Raw genomic sequence first — 19,029 nt, 5'->3', positions numbered from 1 at the left:
GAGCTGTGCCCACCTACGGAGAGAGACATGGCAGAACGCCTCAATAATGACTTTCAATTTCTGGATGTAGCACGTCAGGATCCAGAAAAAAAAGATATTGCTGTCCGCAAAGCAGAGTTTGTGGAGATTTATAAACCGTTTAGTCAGGATGTTGCATCTAACCAGACTCATCGCTGTTTAGGCTGTGGTAATCCATACTGTGAATGGAAGTGTCCGGTACATAACTATATTCCAAACTGGTTAAAACTGATCGCTGAAGGTCGCGTATTCCAGGCGGCGGAACTGTGCCATCAGACCAATACCCTGCCAGAAGTCTGTGGACGTGTTTGTCCGCAAGACCGTTTATGTGAAGGTGCATGCACCCTAAATGACGGATTTGGTGCTGTAACTATTGGTAACGCTGAAAAATATATTAATGATACCGCCTTTGCACTGGGCTGGCGTCCAGATATGTCTAATGTCCAGTGGACCAGCAAAAAAGTTGCTATTATCGGTGCTGGACCGGCGGGTCTTGGCTGTGCAGATATTCTGGTCCGTAATGGGGTAAAACCGGTAGTTTTTGATAAACGCCCGGAAATCGGCGGCCTGCTGACATTTGGTATTCCTGAATTTAAGATGGAAAAAGATGTCATGAAACGCCGCCGTGAAATCTTCACCGGTATGGGGATTGAATTCCGTCTGAACACTGAAATTGGTACAGATATCACGATCGATCAGCTACTGAATGATTTTGATGCAGTGTTCATGGGAATGGGGACTTATACCTACATGAAAGGTGGCTTTGCAGGTGAGGAATATGAAGGTGTATATGATGCTCTTGATTTCCTGATCGCCAATGTTAACCGTTGTCAGGGCTGGGAAAAAGATCCATCTGAATACATTAGTATGGAAGGAAAAAAGGTGATTGTCCTAGGTGGTGGTGATACTGCCATGGACTGTAACCGTACATCAATCCGGCAGGGCGCAGCAGAAGTAACCTGTGCTTATCGCCGTGATGAAGCCAACATGCCAGGTTCACGTCGTGAAGTACAAAATGCCCGTGAAGAAGGGGTGAACTTCCTGTTTAACCGCCAGCCTGTCGAGATTGTAGGTGAAAATGGTAAGGTGACAGGTGTTAAAGTGGTGACGACTCAACTGGGTGAACCTGATAGTCGCGGCCGTCGTAGCCCAGAGCCAATACCGGGTTCGGAAGAGATATTACCCGCAGATGCCGTGTTGCTTGCTTTTGGTTTCCGTGCTAGCCCTGCTGACTGGTTTAAGGAGGTCAATATTGGACTGGATGGTTCAGGTCGTGTAGTTGCTCCAGAACTTCAAACATACAAATTCCAGACATCGAACCCGAAAATCTTTGCAGGTGGTGATATGGTTCGTGGCTCTGATCTGGTAGTCACTGCAATCTGGGAAGGCCGCCAAGCTGCTGAGGGTATTCTGGACTACCTGGACGTTTAAGTTACTGTTTTAATGCATCACCTCGGGCCAGTCTTGGGGTGATTTTTATATATCCGGTTTTTTGATCAATCAGAAAACTAGAAGAAATACTTATAATAAATCATCTTATAAGTATTTGTATTTAAATATAAAATAAATATTTGGTCTTAAAGTAACCGTCTTAATGATTTTTCAAACCCGCTATGTTATGAGTCATAGGTACTATATATTTTCATCATAAATATTCTTTTCAATACATAAAAAATCTTGTATGCCATCTATTTAATTTATCAATTTGATAGTTTTGGCTAACTAAAGCAAGCAGTTTAGCCATGTGCGTTACAGTTTTCTAAACTCATACTAATGGTATCTCCGTTAGGCAGCCATTATGATGAATGATTTAATGACAGCAAATCCACTGTACCGGAATCGGCCAAAGGCATCAGGAATTACTGTACGTAAGTTAGACTTCAATCCGGAAAAAATTTCGCGTTATTATTTTGCTCACTCACCTTTGATGTCACATTTTCTTACAGCATTATCTTCTACCTTTCCGGTAGGTGAACAGTTTTTTGTACATAGTGTCCGGAATGTACGGGATCAGATTACAGATCCGGTTTTACAAACACAGATTGCTGCTTTTATTGGACAGGAGGCTATGCACTCCAAGGCCCATACTGAATTTAATCAGGCTTGGCGTAAAGATGACTATCAGCTCGATAACTTTCAGGCATGGCTGGAATGCCAGAATAAACACGTGCGCAATTTACCGCCCAAGGTACAGCTCGCGATTACCAGTGCTTTTGAGCATTTTACAGCTTTACTTGGTGGATATATCCTCAAACATCCTGAGGTATTAAGTACACTGGATGAGGATGCCATGAAGCTTTGGGTATGGCATGCCATTGAAGAGATTGAACACCGCTCTGTTGCATTTGATGTTTATCAGCAGTTATATGCTGACCAGCGCTTGCGTCGTCGCGTGATGAAACGGGTAACTGGCGGGTTTTTTAGTCTCGCAGCCTACTCAACCGGACGTTTATTTATGCAGGATAAATGGAAGAGCCTGCCTCAAATTAAGGGTAATCTATTTGGTGCTTATCTGCTGGTTAAAATGCTGGTTCAGCTGTTTCCAGAATATTTGTCATATTATAAAAAAGACTTTCATCCTGAACAGAATGATTATTCTATTGAACTCGAATACTGGAAAAAGCATCTGGCACAAGATTATCAGATGACCGACTTTCAGTATTAACTCTCAGTTTAATATTGAAAGAATAGTAGGGTTTCATCTATCGTCTCTTATAAATTTTTACTAATAATTTTAATAAATTAAAGCTTTTTTAGGCTTTCCTAGCCTGTTCCTTCCTTGAATTTCCTTGCTCATCTTTAAAATAAAGCAACACAAATAGCTTAAATTATATTTACAATGAATTTAAATGAACAAATACAAATAAATATTAGAGGATAGCTGCATGAAAATGCTGAGTAAAAGCCTAATCGCTCTCATTCTGGCCAGTACATTAAGCCTTTCAGGCTGTGGTTATAACACTTTACAGGTGAAAGATGAGGCAGTAACTGCTGCTTGGTCTGAAGTACAAAACCAGTACCAGCGCCGCGCTGATCTTGTACCGAATCTGGTCAATGTTGTTAAAGGCTATGCCAAACACGAAGAACAGGTACTCACTGAAGTAACTCAAGCACGTGCCAATGTGGCCGGGCTAAAAGTAGATCGTGAAGTACTGGAAGATCCTGAATTATTTCAACGCTATCAGCAGGCACAAAGCCAGTTGACCGGTGCATTATCACGCCTGATTGCAGTTTCAGAAAACTACCCTGACCTGAAAGCAAATGAACAGTTTCGTGATTTACAGGTCCAGCTTGAAGGTACCGAGAACCGTATTGCTGTAGCACGTAACCGCTACATTAGCAGCGTGCAGGACTTTAACTCTTATGCCCGTCAGTTCCCGCAGGTTATGACAGCAAAAGTCATTGGTATGGAACCTAAACCAAACTTTACTGCTGAAGCTGGTGCACAAAAAGCTCCAACCGTATCTTTTGAATAAACTTAAAAAAGGGGGATGATAATGCAGAATAAATTTGCAGCTCAAGCGACCATCCCTTTTTGTATTATACGGCTGTGTTTGCTCAGTATAGTCCTGCTAGGCGGTCAAGCGGTTTGGAGTGAACCTGTAGAAAATGACACAACTGAAGCTGTGGTGTTAGGTAAGGTTTTACAAAACCAGCAACAGGCCAGCCATACCGCGACAGACCCCGTGACTACGTCTGCACGAACTAAAACACCTGAAGTTAATAATGATATGGCGGAAGGTGAGTCTATTCGTGGGTTACCGACTTTAAATCAACCAGTAGTAGATCAGGCGGGACTTCTTACTGCTGCTGAAAAGCAGGCAATTGATCAGAAAATTTTAAATCTCTATCAGCAGGGTAAGGCACAGATTGGAATAATTATTGTACCTACTACAGGACAAGAAGATATTTTTGACTTTGCTATGCGTGCCGCAAACCAGTGGAAACTGGGTTCAGCCGAACAGGATAATGGACTGTTAATGGCTATCGCAGTAAATGACCATCGCATTCAAATTCTTTCAGGATATGGCCTTGAGGGCGTATTACCTGATATTGTGCTGAGTAGGATTATCCGTAATCAGATTACACCCTTTTTTAAACAGGGGCAGTATGTAAAGGGAATTAACGCCGGTTTAAATGAGATTGAGCGTATTTTAAACCTTGATCCTGAAATCGCACAGCGGGCGGCCGAGCAGCTGAAATTACAACAAGAACAGGCACTGCATGAGCAGCAAGCCAAAGAGCGCACCTTTAACATGGGGCTGTTTATTTTAATTGCCGGTATTTTTGGCTCATTTATTGTCGGTAATCGTTTAAGTGCTTCCACTGCTGGTGTAGCTGCAGTTGCTGCAGGTCTGGTAAATGGTGCAGGTGCAGTCACCAGTTTATTACTCGGTTTTGGGATTTTCTTTTTACTGATTACTTCAATTGCCCAGACCATACTACATCTGTTTATTGCTTCACGTGGTGGAGGCGGTGGTGGCAGAGGCGGATTTGGTGGCGGTGGCTTTAGTGGTGGAGGCGGTGGCTTTGGCGGGGGAGGAGCATCAGGCTCATGGTAACTAAAACAGATACGACAGAGATTGTCACACAGCCAAAATTAGAAGAGAAAACTTCTCATAGTTTAAAACGCTGGTTTAAACACTTCTTTTATATGCCAGCCAGCAAGCGGTATTTCAGTCGTGAAGACCAGAATGCGATTGCCCAAGCAGTACAACAAGCTGAACAGGGACATGTCGGTGAAATTCAGGTAGTGATTGAAGGTCATATTCCCTGTCAGCAGGCCTATAGTCAAGATACCTGTTTGCGCGCCCGACAGCTTTTTGCAGAGTTAGGCGTCTGGGATACCGAATATAATAGTGGTGTTCTTTTATATCTGAACCTGTGTGAACGTACTGTTGAGATCGTAATTGATCGTGGCATAAAACAGGCTACTGAGCAGCATACCTGGAATGAAATCTGTCAGCAGATTACTGCCGGTTTAAAACAGCAGCAGTACCGTGAGGCAGTGGTAGAAGGTGTATTAAGTATTGGACAGGTTTTAAACAGTTTTTATGTTAACCAAGTCATTGATGATAACAATGAAATAGAAAATCGTCCTATTATATTAAATTAATGAGACGTATTTTTAGACCGATAGTGACATTTTTTGTCAATTTATGACAATTAAATTAAATATAGATTAGGCTAAAAAATTTTATTTATATAAGTATCTGTTCCTGTAGCAAAAATAATTATAATATGCCTTGGCACAGTTAGTGCTATATATAAATTAGTTGTACAGCTATATAAAAATCACATGTGGTGGAGAATGTTATGAATACACAAAAAGGTTTTACCTTAATTGAACTCATGATCGTGGTTGCGATCATTGGTATCTTGGCAGCAATTGCGATTCCTGCTTATCAGAACTATACCAAGCGCTCTCATGTTACTGAAGGTCTAAATTTAGCGGGTGGAGCTAAGGCTGCTGTTTCTGAGTATTATTCTTCTCAAGGTGTTTGGCCTGCAGGCAATGCTGCAGCTGGTTTACCGGCATCTGCATCTATTAAAGGTAATGCTGTGCGTAGCGTTGCAGTAGATGCTAGTAAAATTACTATTACTTACAATACCAAGGTAGAAGCTGGTAAAACTATTGAGTTGAAAGCTGCTCAAACCAGTGGCGGTATTACTTGGAATTGTACTGGTGGTGACTTGAAAGCAGAATTACGTCCTAGTAACTGTCGCTCTTAATTGTTATGTAAAAAAAGCATCTTCTTAGATGCTTTTTTTATTTTTGGACAAAGACAAAATAATGCCAAGAAAAATTATACCTTACCTTCTTCTTTGCTGCAGTATTATCGCTACTTTTATACTTTATCAAGAAGGACTCTATGGGGTTTATGTATTTGACGATGGAGTTAACATACTCGAAAACGAAAAATTAGCCATTACCTCTCTCGATTGGCTAAACTTACGATCAGCTTGGGGGGCAGGAGACGCTGGGCCTTTAGGTCGTCCAATTGCAATGCTTAGTTTTGCCATTAATCATTATGTTACTGGTTTTGATCCTTATTATTTTAAGCTTACTAATTTAGTTATTCATTTACTTAATGGATTATTGGTTTTTTGGGTTAGTTTAAAAATACTGCAATGGCTAAGTAAACGTTATCAAAAGATTAGCTTTCAAAGTACGCCATATTTAGCTGTATTAGTAAGCTGTGTATGGTTGCTGCATCCACTCAACTTAACTAGTATACTCTATGTTGTACAACGTATGACTAGTCTTTCGGCATTATTTGGTTTGCTAGCGGTATTAATTTACTGTATATGGCGCATGCGCACAGTAACCTGGTTGAGTACAGGGCTTGCTGCTTTCGGACTAAGCTTAGCTTTGTTAGCGTCCGTTTACAGCAAAGAATCTGGTATTTTATTTATTTTACTAATTTACTGGATAGAGCTTACTTTATTCCAAGCCAAGAATAATAACTTTCAACCCGTCTATATTAAGCGACTCAAATTAATTTATTTAGTATGGGGACTAGGAGCAGTTGGTTTATTAGTATTTATATATCTGCTTCCACCATATCTAAATCCTACCAATTTTACCCGTCGTGAATTTTCTTTAAATGAACGATTGCTCACCGAGACCAGAGTAATCTTTTTTTATTTAAAAATGTTTTTTTATCCACTCCTTTCTGATTTAAGTTTATATCATGATGATTTCTTAATTTCTAAATCTATCATCAATCCCATAACAACATTATATTCTCTAATAGGTTTAGCTGGAATTAGCGTAGTGTGTATTATTTTAGTCAAAAAGCATCCTATGTTACTGTTTGCATGGGGATGGTATTTGATTAGTCAACTACTCGAATCTACTTTTATTAGTTTAGAGCTTATTCATGAGCACCGTAATTATTTTGGTACTATTGGTTTTATAATCACTGCAGTTTATTATTTAGCGCAGATTGGTAACAAAAAAATACTGCCATTTATTTATCTACTCAGCGGGCTTTATGTGGTAAATCTAGCCTTTACCACTTGGCAGCGTGCAGAGATTTGGTCTAATTTGGTAGATCATGCAGTTTATGAAGCAACTATGCATCCTAAATCTGACCGCGCTAACTATCAGCTTGCTCGTATTTATATGAACCTGATGCAGCTTCATCCTGAACAACAGACTTACTATGCTGATTTAGCAAAAAAAGCATTGGAACATTCTAAACATAGCTATATGCCTGCTAATGGTGCTTGGTTCGCAGAGCTGCATTTGGCCTCTTATCTTAAACACCCGATTAAACAACAAGCAATTGATGAGCTAACTTGGCGACTTAAGCATAAACCTTTTCAAAATAATAATGTAAGTTTTTTGAGTGCGTTTGCTAATTGTCAGATTAATGGTTTTTGTAAAATTCCTCATGAACAAGCAGTACTTATTATTGCAGCAGGTTTAGATAATCCAAGCGTAGGGGATGATCTAAAATCTGAGATTTATAAGCTATTAACGCAATATTATATAGGTGTCATTTCAGACTTTGAAAAGGGTAGGGAGTTTATACAGCATGCAGTGGCTTTGCATGAGGATGTAAATGGGCGACTTTTATTTGCCCAAGTTTATCGTTTGCAGGGCAAATATAGTCAAGCCAATGCCCAATTGCAGCGTGCTAATCAATTGGATAAACACCAAACTTGGTATAAGGAAATAGCAATTGAGCAAAGAAATTTGCGACAGGCAGAAACCAGATAATACAGCAGTTATTAAGTTCTTACCTGCTACATGACTGCTAAAAGCAAAACAAGCTTATGCTAGAATGTTAAAGCTAGTCGCTTAAAGGATAAAGAATTGAAAGTTAGTATAGTTCTTCCTGCCAAAAATGAAGTTGGTGCAATTAGGCAAACTATTGAAAAGATCAGACAACTTAATATTGATAATGAAATCATCGTGGTGAATGATGGTTCAACCGACAAAACTTCAGTTGTAGCGGAACAGGCTGGTGCAAAAGTCATTACTCATCCTTATTCAAAAGGAAATGGTGCAGCAATTAAAACTGGTGCACGTTCTGCAACCGGTGAAATTATTGTCTTTATGGATGCTGATGGTCAGCACGATCCAAATGATATTTTACACCTACTTAAAAAAATTGAAGAGGGTTATGATTTAGTTGTTGGGGCACGACAAAAGGGGTCGCAAGCAAGTATGGGGCGTGGTATTGCAAATGGTCTTTATAATAATCTTGCAAGTTATATGACAGAGCATAAAGTAGAAGACTTAACTTCCGGTTTCCGTGCTGTTCGTGCAGAAAAATTTAGAGAATTTTTATATCTTCTGCCAAATGGGTTTTCGTATCCTACTACTAGTACGATGGCATTTTTCAGAGCTGGCTATTCGGTTACTTATGTGCCCATTCATGCTGCCAAGCGTATTGGGAAAAGCCATATTCAGCCTATGAAAGATGGTGTGCGTTTTTTTATTATTATTTTTAAAATCGCTACGCTATTTTCACCATTGAAAATGTTCTTACCGATTGCTGTAGTACTGTTTTTGATAGCGACAGGATGGTATGGCTATACATTATGGGATGTAGGCCGTTTTACGAATATGAGTGCTTTGCTTTATACAGGTAGTATTATGATTTTCTTGATGGGGCTGATCTCTGAGCAAATTACCGCATTAATGTATAAAGACAATCAATAAGATATTTTAATGGGTCCTATCACAAAATCCACACTACGCACTAGCATAGTATTAGGCTTGCGCTTATTAATTCAGGCTGGGACATTATTAATCATTGCTCGTATGCTCGGGCCAAGCCAATTTGCAGCTTTTGCAGGACTTGCAGCCCTAGCGGTTCTACTCGGTACCTTTTCAACCTTCGGTACACATCTTGTTTTATTAGCTGAGGTTGCTAAAGATAAAACACATCGTCAGGAAGTGCTACGCTATGCTGTACCCACCACGCTTATTACAGGTAGCCTACTATTTTTTGCTTATATCGCTGCAGGTTTGTTGTTTTTTAAGAATATTGAGTTGTCTTTATCGGTCATACTTTGTATTGGTTTTACAGAAACTATATTATTACCTTTATTTTTAATACCAGCTACTGAAGAGCTAGCTCTAGAAAAAACTGCACGCTCACAGTTATTGATGATTTTCCCATTAGGTTTGCGGACACTAGCAGCAGTTGTCGTGATGTTGCTTGCGGTAAAGCAGCCATTAGTGGTCTTTGCTTGGCTATACCTTGCCAGTGCCCTATTAGCACTACTTTGCATGAAATGGTATAAACCAAACGCTTGGCTTAGCCCAAACGAGTGGCAACTGGCGAATAAACAAGAATTAAAATACAGTGCAGGCTATGCAACATTGGCATTAACTGCTGCTGGCCCAAGTGAACTTGATAAAATGCTTGCAGTAAAACTATTACCGCTGGGAGTAGGCGGCTTATATATCGCAGCGTCAAGGGTTATTGGTGCAGCGACTTTACCTGTAACTGCGCTATTACTTGCTGCGATGCCTCGATTATTTCGTGGTCATATCGAATCACAGACACAATCACAACGATTAAACCACTTGATACTCGGCTCTGTCTTTATTTATGGGGTTATTTTAGCAGGGTTTTTATGGGTATTAGCACCATGGGTAGAGTGGCTATTTGGGCACAAATACCAAGGCATAACCGAGATATTGCAATGGCTATGCTGGGTTGTACCGGCATTGGCTCTCAGGATTAGCTTAGCAAGTATATTAATGACTATGGGTAAGCCTTGGCTACGAGCTGGCATTGAAATCTCTGGTACGTTTACTCTTATTATAGGGGCTATTATTCTTTACCCTTTGTTGGGGATAGTGGGTATGGTATTAGCATTGACTGTTTCGGAGTGGGGTATGGCTGCTGTCGGATATTTTTTCACTTTCAATAAGTTGATTTATAAATGAATGTGATATTTAAGCTATTTATTTTTACTCCTTATACCCAATAATCACTGTTTCCTCACCCCTCCTTTGAGTAAAAATATTAATTAAATCCGCTTCCATATATTTAGCTTTGTTAAATTTAATATCTTCTTTTCCTAACTTGCTAGAAAGTTTTAAGCTCTCTTCCCAGTTAAATTTTGCATGTGCCCCCCTTTGTAAAATCTCAATCTTGCAAAACCCTGCATCATTAAGCCAACGTGCTAATACATTTTGTGAAGGTATACATAAGTGATATGGGGGATGTAGCCCAGCCCACGCAGAACCAAAAAGTTTAGCACCACTAGCATTTGGGTTGGGCGTTCCAATCCAAAGGCAACCGCCATGGTTCAATGCTTGATAACAATCCTTTATTATTTGTTGAGGGTTGATAACGTGCTCTATTACCTGATTCATTGTGATTACATCAAACTTCTCATTTGCATCGAAAGCATTCAAATCACCGAGGCGAACATCCAATTCATTATCCCTACATTTATCTACCACAATAGGATCAAAATCGCAGCCATAAGTCTCCCATCCCATTTGAATAGCAAGGCGTAAAAAATCACCTGCTCCACACCCCAAATCGAGTAATCTACCCTTTTTCTTAAATTTTTTAGTTAGCAAATTTCGCCCAAAACGATCCAATTTATGCCGCAATGGTGGAACAGACATAAATAAAAAATAGCCTAGAGTGAAGATTTTTTTATCAAACTTGATGCCTAATCTTAATGAAAAAAAACCTCTTATTAACTTCCACAATAACGAATCACTTGTAAAAACAGGCTCTACCTCGATAGCTCTATGGGTGAGATAGTCCTGATAAAGTGCTGGCAAACTTTCTTCTGCAGGTCTGGGGTTTAAAAATAGTGACTGACAAAAGCTACAGCGATAGATACTCCACTCATCAGGCATAATATTTTCGTCATCATGCCTTTTATAAATTGGTGTGGTTTCAATTCGTTTATTACAAGCTGGACATCTATCTAAAAATACTAAATTACCACGTGACCAAGTATTTGTTTGTTGTTCTTTCATCAAAAACTACCTAATACTTTTGCCCAAGCATCAGCGGACTTTTCTACAGTAAACGCTTCCGCACGCTGTAATAATTCTTGTGAAGATGCAGGGGTTTTGTCGATCAACCTCTGAATGATACCATCTGCCAAAGCTGTTGGGTCTTCATTCTCAACCAAAATACCCCAGCGACCGTTTTCTAGTATCTCTCTAGGTCCGTGTGGACAATCTGTTGCGATAATTTGGCAACCATTTGCTAATGCTTCAACCAATACTAAGCCAAAACCCTCAAAACGTGAAGATAGCACAAATAAATCTGCTTGCCCCAACACATCTAGGGGCTTATCTGTATTGCCTCGTAAAAAGATATGTTGCTGCAAGTAATATTTATCAATTAAATTTTGCAGAGCTTGTTTATCTTCACCATCGCCCCAGATATCTAGTTGCCAAGGTTGAGGAACTTTAGCCATTGCTTCTATAAGGATATCAAAACCCTTTTGGTAAGTTAATCGGCCAAGTGCCACAATTTTAGGTATTCCATTATTTGGTATATCTTTCGTTGCTCTTGGAATGAGTTGTGTATCATCTAAAACAGGATTATAAATCGTAATAACTTTATCTTGATTCACCTTAAAATTGTCAAGTATATCGTGTTGCACACCATTAGAAACAGCTACAACCACATGACATTTTTTATATACAGTAGATGCAAATATTTTATCTAGCTCAAATCGTATTCGTCCCATCATAGTTGGCTTGGCAATGATTAAATCATGTGTAGCATGCACGCCATGTGCCCAAAAAATTTTCTGACCTGAACGGTTTATGGCTAAGTGAGTTAAAAAGCCAATATCAGTAAATGCAGTAATAATATGGGTAGGCTGCCATGTTTTTATGAGTTTGGAAAGATTAGGAACGAACTGATGCAGACCACCAGCAGCGATTTCATATATAGGACATAAGTCTTGAGCTTCTTGTAGAAACTCACCATAGGCTTGACGTAGAGCAAATGCACATTCATGTCCACGTCGCTGCAATTCGGCAACCAAACGTAGCGTCACACGCTCAACGCCCCCAGTAACCATACGGGGTAGAACAAATAGGATTTTCATAATTCAACTTGTGAAGTAAGTAGTTTATTTATCTTTCCTTTTACTTTAAGAGTAATCTCATTCCAATACATATAGCTCGGTTTATTAACTAGAAAACCATCTTTTAACTGCTTAGCGATAGCTGATGCTAAGCTTTCAGGACTACGTGGTCTTGCTAAATAAGGCTCTAAGCTTGCAGCTTGTTTTGGAAAATTAGCAAATAAATTCGGTGATCGTGTTGCAACGATAGGACGATGCATCATCATGGCTTCTCCTATTTTATTAGGCGCAGCTGCATCTAAAAAAGCCGAACGGCGATGAGGAATCGCCAACACATCACAAGCAGCTAGTGCATACGGCACCTGTCTAAACAGTACATTACCCAAATAGTGTATACCTAATTGATCCAAATCCAAGTTTGGATCAGACCGTCCACCAAGTAGTAATACTATATCATGACCTTGCTGGCGTAATATTTTTACAGCATCTATTAAATCTTGTACGCCTCTATCGGGCTCCATACTACCAAAATAGCCCACAAATGTTTGTGTTAGAGGTAACTGTAGCTTAGTCCGTGCTTCTGTTTTGTCTATAGCCCTAAAATGCTTGGCATCTATGCCATTACTTAAGATTGTATCGTATTGCGGTTGCCCCAGTTCCTGTAATAATGTATGACTAGCAAAGAAACGCATATCTGCTTTTTTTAATAAGAAGCCAAATAGGTCAAATCCTAGTGGCTTTATATATCCAGAGAATTCATCATATTTATCATATACATCAAATATAAATTTTGCTTTATGCGATATTGCTAATATATAACCCAGTAGACCAATATAACAATCTCCACTTGCTATAACTAAATCATATTTTTCTCGCTCAATACTTTCTTTGATGTATTGGTAAAATACTGCTCCTGTTCTTACAGGGGTAGAGATAATTTTTAGATTGTTGTCAGTATTCTTTATTCTTTTTGATGAATGGTAATCGATAAGCCAGAGCTTAATTTTTATATCTTGCTCTTTGGATAAATGTAAGGGTAACTGATAAATACGACCGAATTTTTCAGTTAGCGCATCACGGTTAGTATTGAAGCGTTTGCCTATGAAAAGGATGTTCATCATTATATTTTACTATCTAAGCACTATTTGTAATTTTGGAGAGTGCTAATAATCATCTCTGAAGGTGAGTAAGATGATTTCTTGTCTTCTTCTCTTAAATTAGTATATTTTCTAAGAGAAAAAAAATCTGAAAAGTCCACAACTTCACTTTCCATAATAGCATTACTACCTAAGCCATCTTCCCGCTCCGTATGGCTGCGCATAACAATCGTAGGTACACCAAGATAAGCTAGCTCTTCCTGATTTGAACCACCATCGGTAAGCACGCACTCTGCAGCATAAGCGAACCTTATAAAATTAAAATAACTCATTCTAGGTAGTAGCTCAATATTCTTTTCTTGTTCAAGAATTTCATATAGCTGATATTGATTTAATCTTTTAAGTGTTGCAGGGTGAAGCACAAATTTAATGGAAATAAACTGTGCCACTTGCTTAATTTTTTTAATGAGTTCAACCAATCTTGCTTTATGATATATATTATTAAAACGATGAATAGAAACCACTACATAAGGAGTTCTATTCTTTGAGCTACTAAAATTATTATCTTGTGCTACTTTATCAATGGCGTCAAAAATTGTATTTCCATTGGTATTAAATATAGTTGCCTTACTTACTTTCTGCATATGCCTATATGACTTATCATCTGGGCAAAAAGCGATATCTGTCATTTTAAAAACTAAATTGCGTATTAACTCTTCAGGAAAAGGGCTCAAATAATTTCCTGAGGTTAAGCCACTTTCTATATGTATTACTTTGCAGCCAGCCCTTCTACCACAGTAGGCACTGATGAGGGTGGTAAGGGTATCACCGTGTACAAGTACCAAAACATCGGAGTTGTTATATTTATCTTTCATTGTTTTTAGCTGCTTCACTGTACCCCCGTACGCCTTAGGCAGCCAAGCAAATAAAGAAAAAATAGTAGATCGCTCAATAGGTATAGTTGCGTATAGTTTTTCTGTTTTTATGGAAAATTCATTAAATAAATCATCCATAGTATCTTTATGTTGACCAGTCATCAGGATAGTGCATGGAAGGGCACTTTTTTCGCAATTTGAGATAATAGGAGCTACTTTGATAAGTTGTGCCCGAGTTCCGATGATAAAAACAATATGCCTATCTGAACTTATTTCACTCATTTCTCTATCTCTTACTATTGTTCCAAATTAATCGTTCCCTGCTGCTAATTAGAGGAGGCAAGTTACGAGTAATAATTAAAATTCGATTTTTAGACCTGACAGATAAGCTAGACTATTTTAGATATATTGTAGTGTAATTTAGTAAACAATAAAGTAATCTAATATGATAAAAACTGACATATTTTTTCAGATTAATTATTTTTTAAGTATAATTTATTGATATAAAATTAAAATATTCTTGGTCTGAATATGGCCATCATATATACATTATAAATTATCGTAAAAAATGCAAAAGGGCTTCACTTTGATTGAGCTGATGATTGTTTTGACAATCATTGGTCTTCTAGCTGTAACTGCTATTCCAGTTTCTCAAAACTATGTGACTCACTCTCAAGTTTCGGAGGCTTTAAGTATGGTCAACGCATATAAGAGTGATTTAATCACGCTTTAGGTAGAAAGAGGAGTGGGTCCACCCTCACTGCCTGATATAGGTATCATTTAAACAGGCATGATAAATTCAAAATATGTGCACAATATTGCGCTCAATACTAATTACCTTAGAGCTATATGTGCTTTTGAGTTTACTTTTCACACTATAGGTGTAAATAATGGAATTACTGACAAAAAATAGCTTTTGTAATAATGAATTACAGTAGAAATGATTCTGCTCATTGAGAATGCATCTCTACCAAAATTAGACAGCTTTATTTATCGAGCACATATGAAGGGATATAAAAATAAGAAAACCAGCTTAATGCTGGCTGTATTTTTATATCTGACTCTGAATGTAGTTCTCAATTCCCACACTCTGAATTAAATCCTGCTGGGTTTCTAACCAGTCCCAATACTCTTCTTCAGATTCTAGAATTTCTTGTACCATATCACGGGTTACATAATCCATAAGTTGCTCAGATAACAACACAGCTTTTTGTAATGCTTCAATATTCTCTTTTACCTTACGTACATCACAAGAGAGAACCTCTTCAGTATGCTGACCAATATACAGCTTGCCAAGGTGCTGCAAATTCGGCAGCCCTTCTAAAAATAAAATCCGTTCAATGACTTTATCGGCATGCTTCATCTGATGAATAGACTCTTTGTACTCGGCCGAACCCAGCTTTTCAATCCCCCAATCATTGAACATACGGGAATGTAAAAAGTACTGGTTAATAGCGGTCAGTTGATGATAAAGCACTTGGTTGAGCTGATTGATTACATCACGATTGCCTTTCATTGTAAGTTCTCCATAAACAATTTCTGCCTTATGAAAGATATAAGGCAATCTATAGAGTTATCTTAGCGAACCCATCCATGAATGGCGAGTAATTTATAGAACAGCAAATGAAAATCGCAATCAGAAACACAGCAGCTATTTTATGGTGGAGAATAAAAACCCGCTTGGAATCACAAGCGGGGAGGAGAAGATGATCGATTGATCATGAGAGAGTTCTTGCATAAATCTTTTAATTCTCTTCACAAGAAACTTGAAGCTGAACCTCAATTTATACAAGAAGAATCTTTATTATCATTATATTTCGGGGTTTAAGCTGCTACAGAAATACGTGCTGCAATTTCGGACAGTTCATCACTAATAATACTACGTGCTTCTGGAGCACAGCGACCACAGCAGGTTCCTAGGTCAAGTAAATCACGAATTTCACGATAGCTTTCTGCACCATTGGCGACAGCATCTTTGATATCTTGATCAGTAATTCCACGGCACAGGCAAATGTACATATCGGCGCTAACCACAGTAATATAAACGGGATAAGTGATATTATTGATAATTATTATCGTTTGTCAATGAAATTCATTTAAAAAGACTATTTTTTTAATTGGCTTTCTGAATAAAAAAATATCACCTGAGCGGAAATCTGAGTATTACATAGATTGCCGCACAAAGTGATTCATGATTTAGATTTAATTGCTTAAGATTAAAGTACTGATGAATTTTATAAGTTATTGATTAATAATAACGATACCGTCCATCTCAACCAAAGCCCCTTTAGGTAGGCTTGCTACACCTAAAGCAGCACGCGCCGGATAGGGCTGAGCAAAATATTCACCCATAATCTGGTTAACCAGCTGGAAATGAGAAAGATCAGTCAGATAAATATTGAGTTTGGCAATATCAGCCAATGTGCCGCCAGCAGCTTCACACACAGCTTTTAAATTATCAAAGACGCGACGAACCTGTGCTTCGATGCCATCGACCAGCTCCATACTGTAAGGGTCTAAACCAATCTGACCAGACAGGTAAAGTGTTTCACCAACCAAAATAGCCTGAGAGTAGGTACCAATAGCAGCTGGAGCATTTTCAGTATGAATCACTTGGCGGGACATCGATTTCTCCTTGATTTTTAACCTGTCTGATCATAAACCATGCCCGGCAGTGACAAAAGTACTAATCGATATAACTGATCAACTTGATTTAACTGGCATTCTGGACCAAAGCAACTGGCATAGACAAACGGCTAATACGTGGAAAACCAAAATGCATGCGTAAATCGCGAATGATTTGGGCAATCTGACGACGGTTATTGACTACGATGTTGACATAAGTCCGGTCATCCTGCGAGTGAACCATTTCCACTCCGGTCTTGGCTTTACGACATTGATAGATCAAGTCAGAAATCTGCTCGTCATCCATTGCCATGTCGATACACAGATAAGCAGTGAAACTGACTTCTTCCTCACTTTCTGAATTCCAGTGTAGCGGCATGATCGTTTCCGGATGCAGATGCTGTTCATGCATTAAATTATTACAACGGGCCCGATGTACAATTAAGCCACGGCGTGACAGATGGCCCTGAATCGGGTCGCCCAAGACCGGGTTGCAACAGTGCGCATATTTCACATCTACGCCATCTGTGCCCTGAATCAGGCGTTGTGAATTATATTCTTCATCAGCCTGTTCCTGAGCATAAAGATGATTAGCAACCAGTTGTGGTAGCAGATCGCCTACAGCGATTTGTTCAAACAGACTTTCTTTATGCTCAATGTGGCGCCATTGCAAAAGATCAACCCAATCAGCATCAGACAAATCTTTTATTGAGCGATTGAACATCTTCAATGCCCGATTCAAAGCTTGCTGACCCACTAAACGCTGCTCATCAATATCCTGATCTTTTAAAATATTCTGTAAGGCACGACGTGCTTTTTGTGTGTTGATAAAGCTGAGCCAGTCTGGATTTGGAGTTGCCAATACATCTGTAATAATCTCAACCACCTGTCCACTGACCAGAGGCGTAGAAAGCGGTCGTATTTCTCCATTAATTTTGGCACCAACGGCATGGTTACCTAAAAACAGGCTGGCCGCATAGGCAAAATCAACTACGGTAGCACCTTGAGGAAGTTCATGCAGATGACCGTGTGGGGTATAAACCCAGATTTTTTCCTGATGCAGATAATCCAGCAAATCATTAAAAGTGGTTTTGGCACATTCGCCATCAATCAGCGTATTCAGATTTTGCATAGAAGCCTGAATAGCCGAGCGGCAAGCTTGTGGTGCACTTTCACCTAATACTACACCAAAGCGCGCGGCCTTACGCATCAGTTCAGTCTGAATGGTTAAAGACAAGGTAGTCTGTTCGCCCTTAAGTTTCATCAGAAGCGATTGATTACCACCGGGCAGGGGACGACGGATATAGTCTTCAAACTGTAAAACCTGAAAATTCTGCTCTAAAGCCTCAACCAGGCGATCACAGTCAGCAATACTTTGCAAAATAATCTCGAATGCATGGCTATGGGTTAGCTCTTGCAGATTCATCTCATTTTTAACAAAATGTCGTAATAGTTCAATATTGTTATCTTTCTTCTTAATTCGCCCTTCAAGATGATAAGCTTTTAACAGCTCTCCAAGCTTCTGTTCCCATATTGCCTGAAACTGGCAACGTTTTGGCTTGGTCTGTTTGAGTGCTTCCTGAACATTATCAAACATATCAAGGTCAAGATTCTGATAACACAAATGCTCGAGGTTATCAGCCATCTCGTTCATACCCACAATACGCGCCATAGGTACAAAAATATCAAAGGTTTCTTGGGCAATACGCGCACGCTTGTCAGGGCGTAAGGCATCCAGTGTAGTCATATTATGGTAGCGGTCAGCCAGTTTAATAATAATGACACGCGGATCTTGTAAAGTTGCCTGCAAAATTTTGCGGAAGGACGCAGCCTTATTATATTGTTTGTCACTGGAATGCGTTAGCTTGGTAACACCATCTACCAGCTCGGCAACTACAGGACCAAATTTTTCTTTAATATCTTCTTTCGAAAAATCGGTATCTTCTACCACGTCGTGCATCAAGGCAGCCATCAGTGTTTCACTGTCAAGACGCATATGCGCCAGAATACAGGTCACAGCAATCGGATGCAGTATATAGGGCTCGCCACTTTTACGGGTAATGCCGGTGTGTGCAAGATCAGCAAAATCACAGGCCGCAAGTACACGCTCGACGTCGTCTGGACTTAAATACGCATCGATAATCATTTTGAGCTGTAATCTGGCTTGGCTGACCTCTTCGCCTGGCATAAATCACCCTTTACTGATAGTTTTCAGTTAAATTTAACAATCTTCTAATGAAAATCATATTGCTTCACTTGTCAATTTTTTACAGGCAAAAAATAGCAATTTTTTTCAATCAGACCTATTGTTTTTGCCGATTTTTAAAACATTCAATTCCCTTGGAATAAAAAGGCCTAGTATTGAACTAGGC

Annotated in this window: 18 protein-coding genes; 10 read left to right on the top strand and 8 right to left on the bottom strand. The window is 39.1% G+C overall.

Annotated features, from left to right (window positions below):
* Positions 1–27 precede the first annotated feature (27 nt).
* The 9 genes from ABZP31_RS13565 (at position 28) to ABZP31_RS13525 (ending at position 9,934) form a co-directional block, all read left to right on the top strand.
* On the top strand, positions 28–1,449 hold the full coding sequence (locus ABZP31_RS13565; protein WP_119879663.1) for an FAD-dependent oxidoreductase: 1,422 nt from the start codon (positions 28–30) through the stop codon (positions 1,447–1,449).
* A gap of 370 nt (positions 1,450–1,819) precedes the next feature.
* Positions 1,820–2,683, top strand: coding sequence for a metal-dependent hydrolase (locus ABZP31_RS13560; protein ID WP_138000990.1), 864 nt, complete (start codon positions 1,820–1,822; stop codon positions 2,681–2,683).
* Between the two features lie 220 nt (positions 2,684–2,903).
* Positions 2,904–3,494 (top strand): LemA family protein, encoded by a 591-nt coding sequence (locus ABZP31_RS13555; RefSeq protein ID WP_005018078.1) that lies wholly within the window; start codon positions 2,904–2,906, stop codon positions 3,492–3,494.
* 21 nt (positions 3,495–3,515) lie between these two features.
* Entirely contained in the window at positions 3,516–4,580 is a 1,065-nt protein-coding gene (locus ABZP31_RS13550; RefSeq protein WP_138000907.1) for a YgcG family protein, read from the top strand.
* Positions 4,574–5,134, top strand: coding sequence for a TPM domain-containing protein (locus tag ABZP31_RS13545; protein ID WP_138000906.1), 561 nt, complete (start codon positions 4,574–4,576; stop codon positions 5,132–5,134). The genes ABZP31_RS13550 and ABZP31_RS13545 overlap by 7 nt, the downstream gene beginning before the upstream one ends.
* Before the next feature lie 200 nt (positions 5,135–5,334).
* The gene (locus ABZP31_RS13540) at positions 5,335–5,751 is read left to right on the top strand and encodes a pilin (protein ID WP_111282499.1); all 417 of its coding nucleotides are present in this window, start codon (positions 5,335–5,337) and stop codon (positions 5,749–5,751) included.
* Between the two features lie 61 nt (positions 5,752–5,812).
* Positions 5,813–7,747: a hypothetical protein gene (locus tag ABZP31_RS13535; RefSeq protein WP_138000905.1), complete on the top strand. Its 1,935-nt coding sequence runs from the start codon at positions 5,813–5,815 to the stop codon at positions 7,745–7,747.
* A gap of 96 nt (positions 7,748–7,843) precedes the next feature.
* Complete coding sequence (locus ABZP31_RS13530; protein WP_111282495.1) at positions 7,844–8,695, top strand: glycosyltransferase family 2 protein; 852 nt, start codon at positions 7,844–7,846, stop codon at positions 8,693–8,695.
* A 9-nt stretch (positions 8,696–8,704) separates the two neighbouring features.
* Positions 8,705–9,934, top strand: coding sequence for an oligosaccharide flippase family protein (locus tag ABZP31_RS13525; RefSeq protein WP_138000904.1), 1,230 nt, complete (start codon positions 8,705–8,707; stop codon positions 9,932–9,934).
* Between the two features lie 24 nt (positions 9,935–9,958).
* On the opposite strand, the gene ABZP31_RS13520 is transcribed toward ABZP31_RS13525, so the two are convergent.
* From ABZP31_RS13520 to ABZP31_RS13505, 4 genes are read right to left on the bottom strand one after another with little or no spacing between them, the layout of a single operon-like run.
* The gene (locus ABZP31_RS13520) at positions 9,959–10,990 is read right to left on the bottom strand and encodes a class I SAM-dependent methyltransferase (protein WP_111282491.1); all 1,032 of its coding nucleotides are present in this window, start codon (positions 10,988–10,990) and stop codon (positions 9,959–9,961) included.
* Positions 10,990–12,030 carry a glycosyltransferase gene (locus tag ABZP31_RS13515; protein WP_248133744.1) on the bottom strand — a complete coding sequence of 347 codons (1,041 nt, stop codon included), beginning with the start codon at positions 12,028–12,030 and terminating at the stop codon, positions 10,990–10,992. Before ABZP31_RS13515 ends, ABZP31_RS13520 begins: the two co-directional genes overlap by 1 nt.
* A gap of 47 nt (positions 12,031–12,077) precedes the next feature.
* Complete coding sequence (locus ABZP31_RS13510; protein WP_111282487.1) at positions 12,078–13,181, bottom strand: glycosyltransferase family 4 protein; 1,104 nt, start codon at positions 13,179–13,181, stop codon at positions 12,078–12,080.
* Positions 13,182–13,201: 20 nt separating this feature from the next.
* On the bottom strand, positions 13,202–14,314 hold the full coding sequence (locus tag ABZP31_RS13505; RefSeq protein ID WP_111282485.1) for a UDP-N-acetylglucosamine 2-epimerase: 1,113 nt from the start codon (positions 14,312–14,314) through the stop codon (positions 13,202–13,204).
* Between the two features lie 286 nt (positions 14,315–14,600).
* Here ABZP31_RS13505 and ABZP31_RS13500 point away from each other — a divergent pair, with 286 nt between their 5' ends.
* Entirely contained in the window at positions 14,601–14,765 is a 165-nt protein-coding gene (locus ABZP31_RS13500; RefSeq protein ID WP_111282483.1) for a prepilin-type N-terminal cleavage/methylation domain-containing protein, read from the top strand.
* A gap of 318 nt (positions 14,766–15,083) precedes the next feature.
* On the opposite strand, the gene bfr is transcribed toward ABZP31_RS13500, so the two are convergent.
* From bfr to ABZP31_RS13480, 4 genes are all read right to left on the bottom strand, one after another.
* Positions 15,084–15,548, bottom strand: a complete 465-nt coding sequence (gene bfr / locus ABZP31_RS13495; protein ID WP_005405243.1) for a bacterioferritin — start codon at positions 15,546–15,548, stop codon at positions 15,084–15,086.
* Between the two features lie 308 nt (positions 15,549–15,856).
* Positions 15,857–16,051, bottom strand: a complete 195-nt coding sequence (locus tag ABZP31_RS13490; RefSeq protein ID WP_138000902.1) for a bacterioferritin-associated ferredoxin — start codon at positions 16,049–16,051, stop codon at positions 15,857–15,859.
* Between the two features lie 222 nt (positions 16,052–16,273).
* The gene (locus tag ABZP31_RS13485) at positions 16,274–16,657 is read right to left on the bottom strand and encodes a RidA family protein (RefSeq protein ID WP_005024272.1); all 384 of its coding nucleotides are present in this window, start codon (positions 16,655–16,657) and stop codon (positions 16,274–16,276) included.
* An 88-nt stretch (positions 16,658–16,745) separates the two neighbouring features.
* Complete coding sequence (locus ABZP31_RS13480) at positions 16,746–18,845, bottom strand: HD domain-containing protein (RefSeq protein ID WP_138000901.1); 2,100 nt, start codon at positions 18,843–18,845, stop codon at positions 16,746–16,748.
* Between the last annotated feature and the right edge of the window lie 184 nt (positions 18,846–19,029).

Origin of the sequence: Acinetobacter sp. FL, assembly GCF_040744925.1 — a bacterium.
Classification (GTDB): domain Bacteria; phylum Pseudomonadota; class Gammaproteobacteria; order Pseudomonadales; family Moraxellaceae; genus Acinetobacter; species Acinetobacter radioresistens.
Note: the sequence above shows the minus strand (reverse complement) of the source record. Positions and strands in the feature narration are given on the sequence as shown.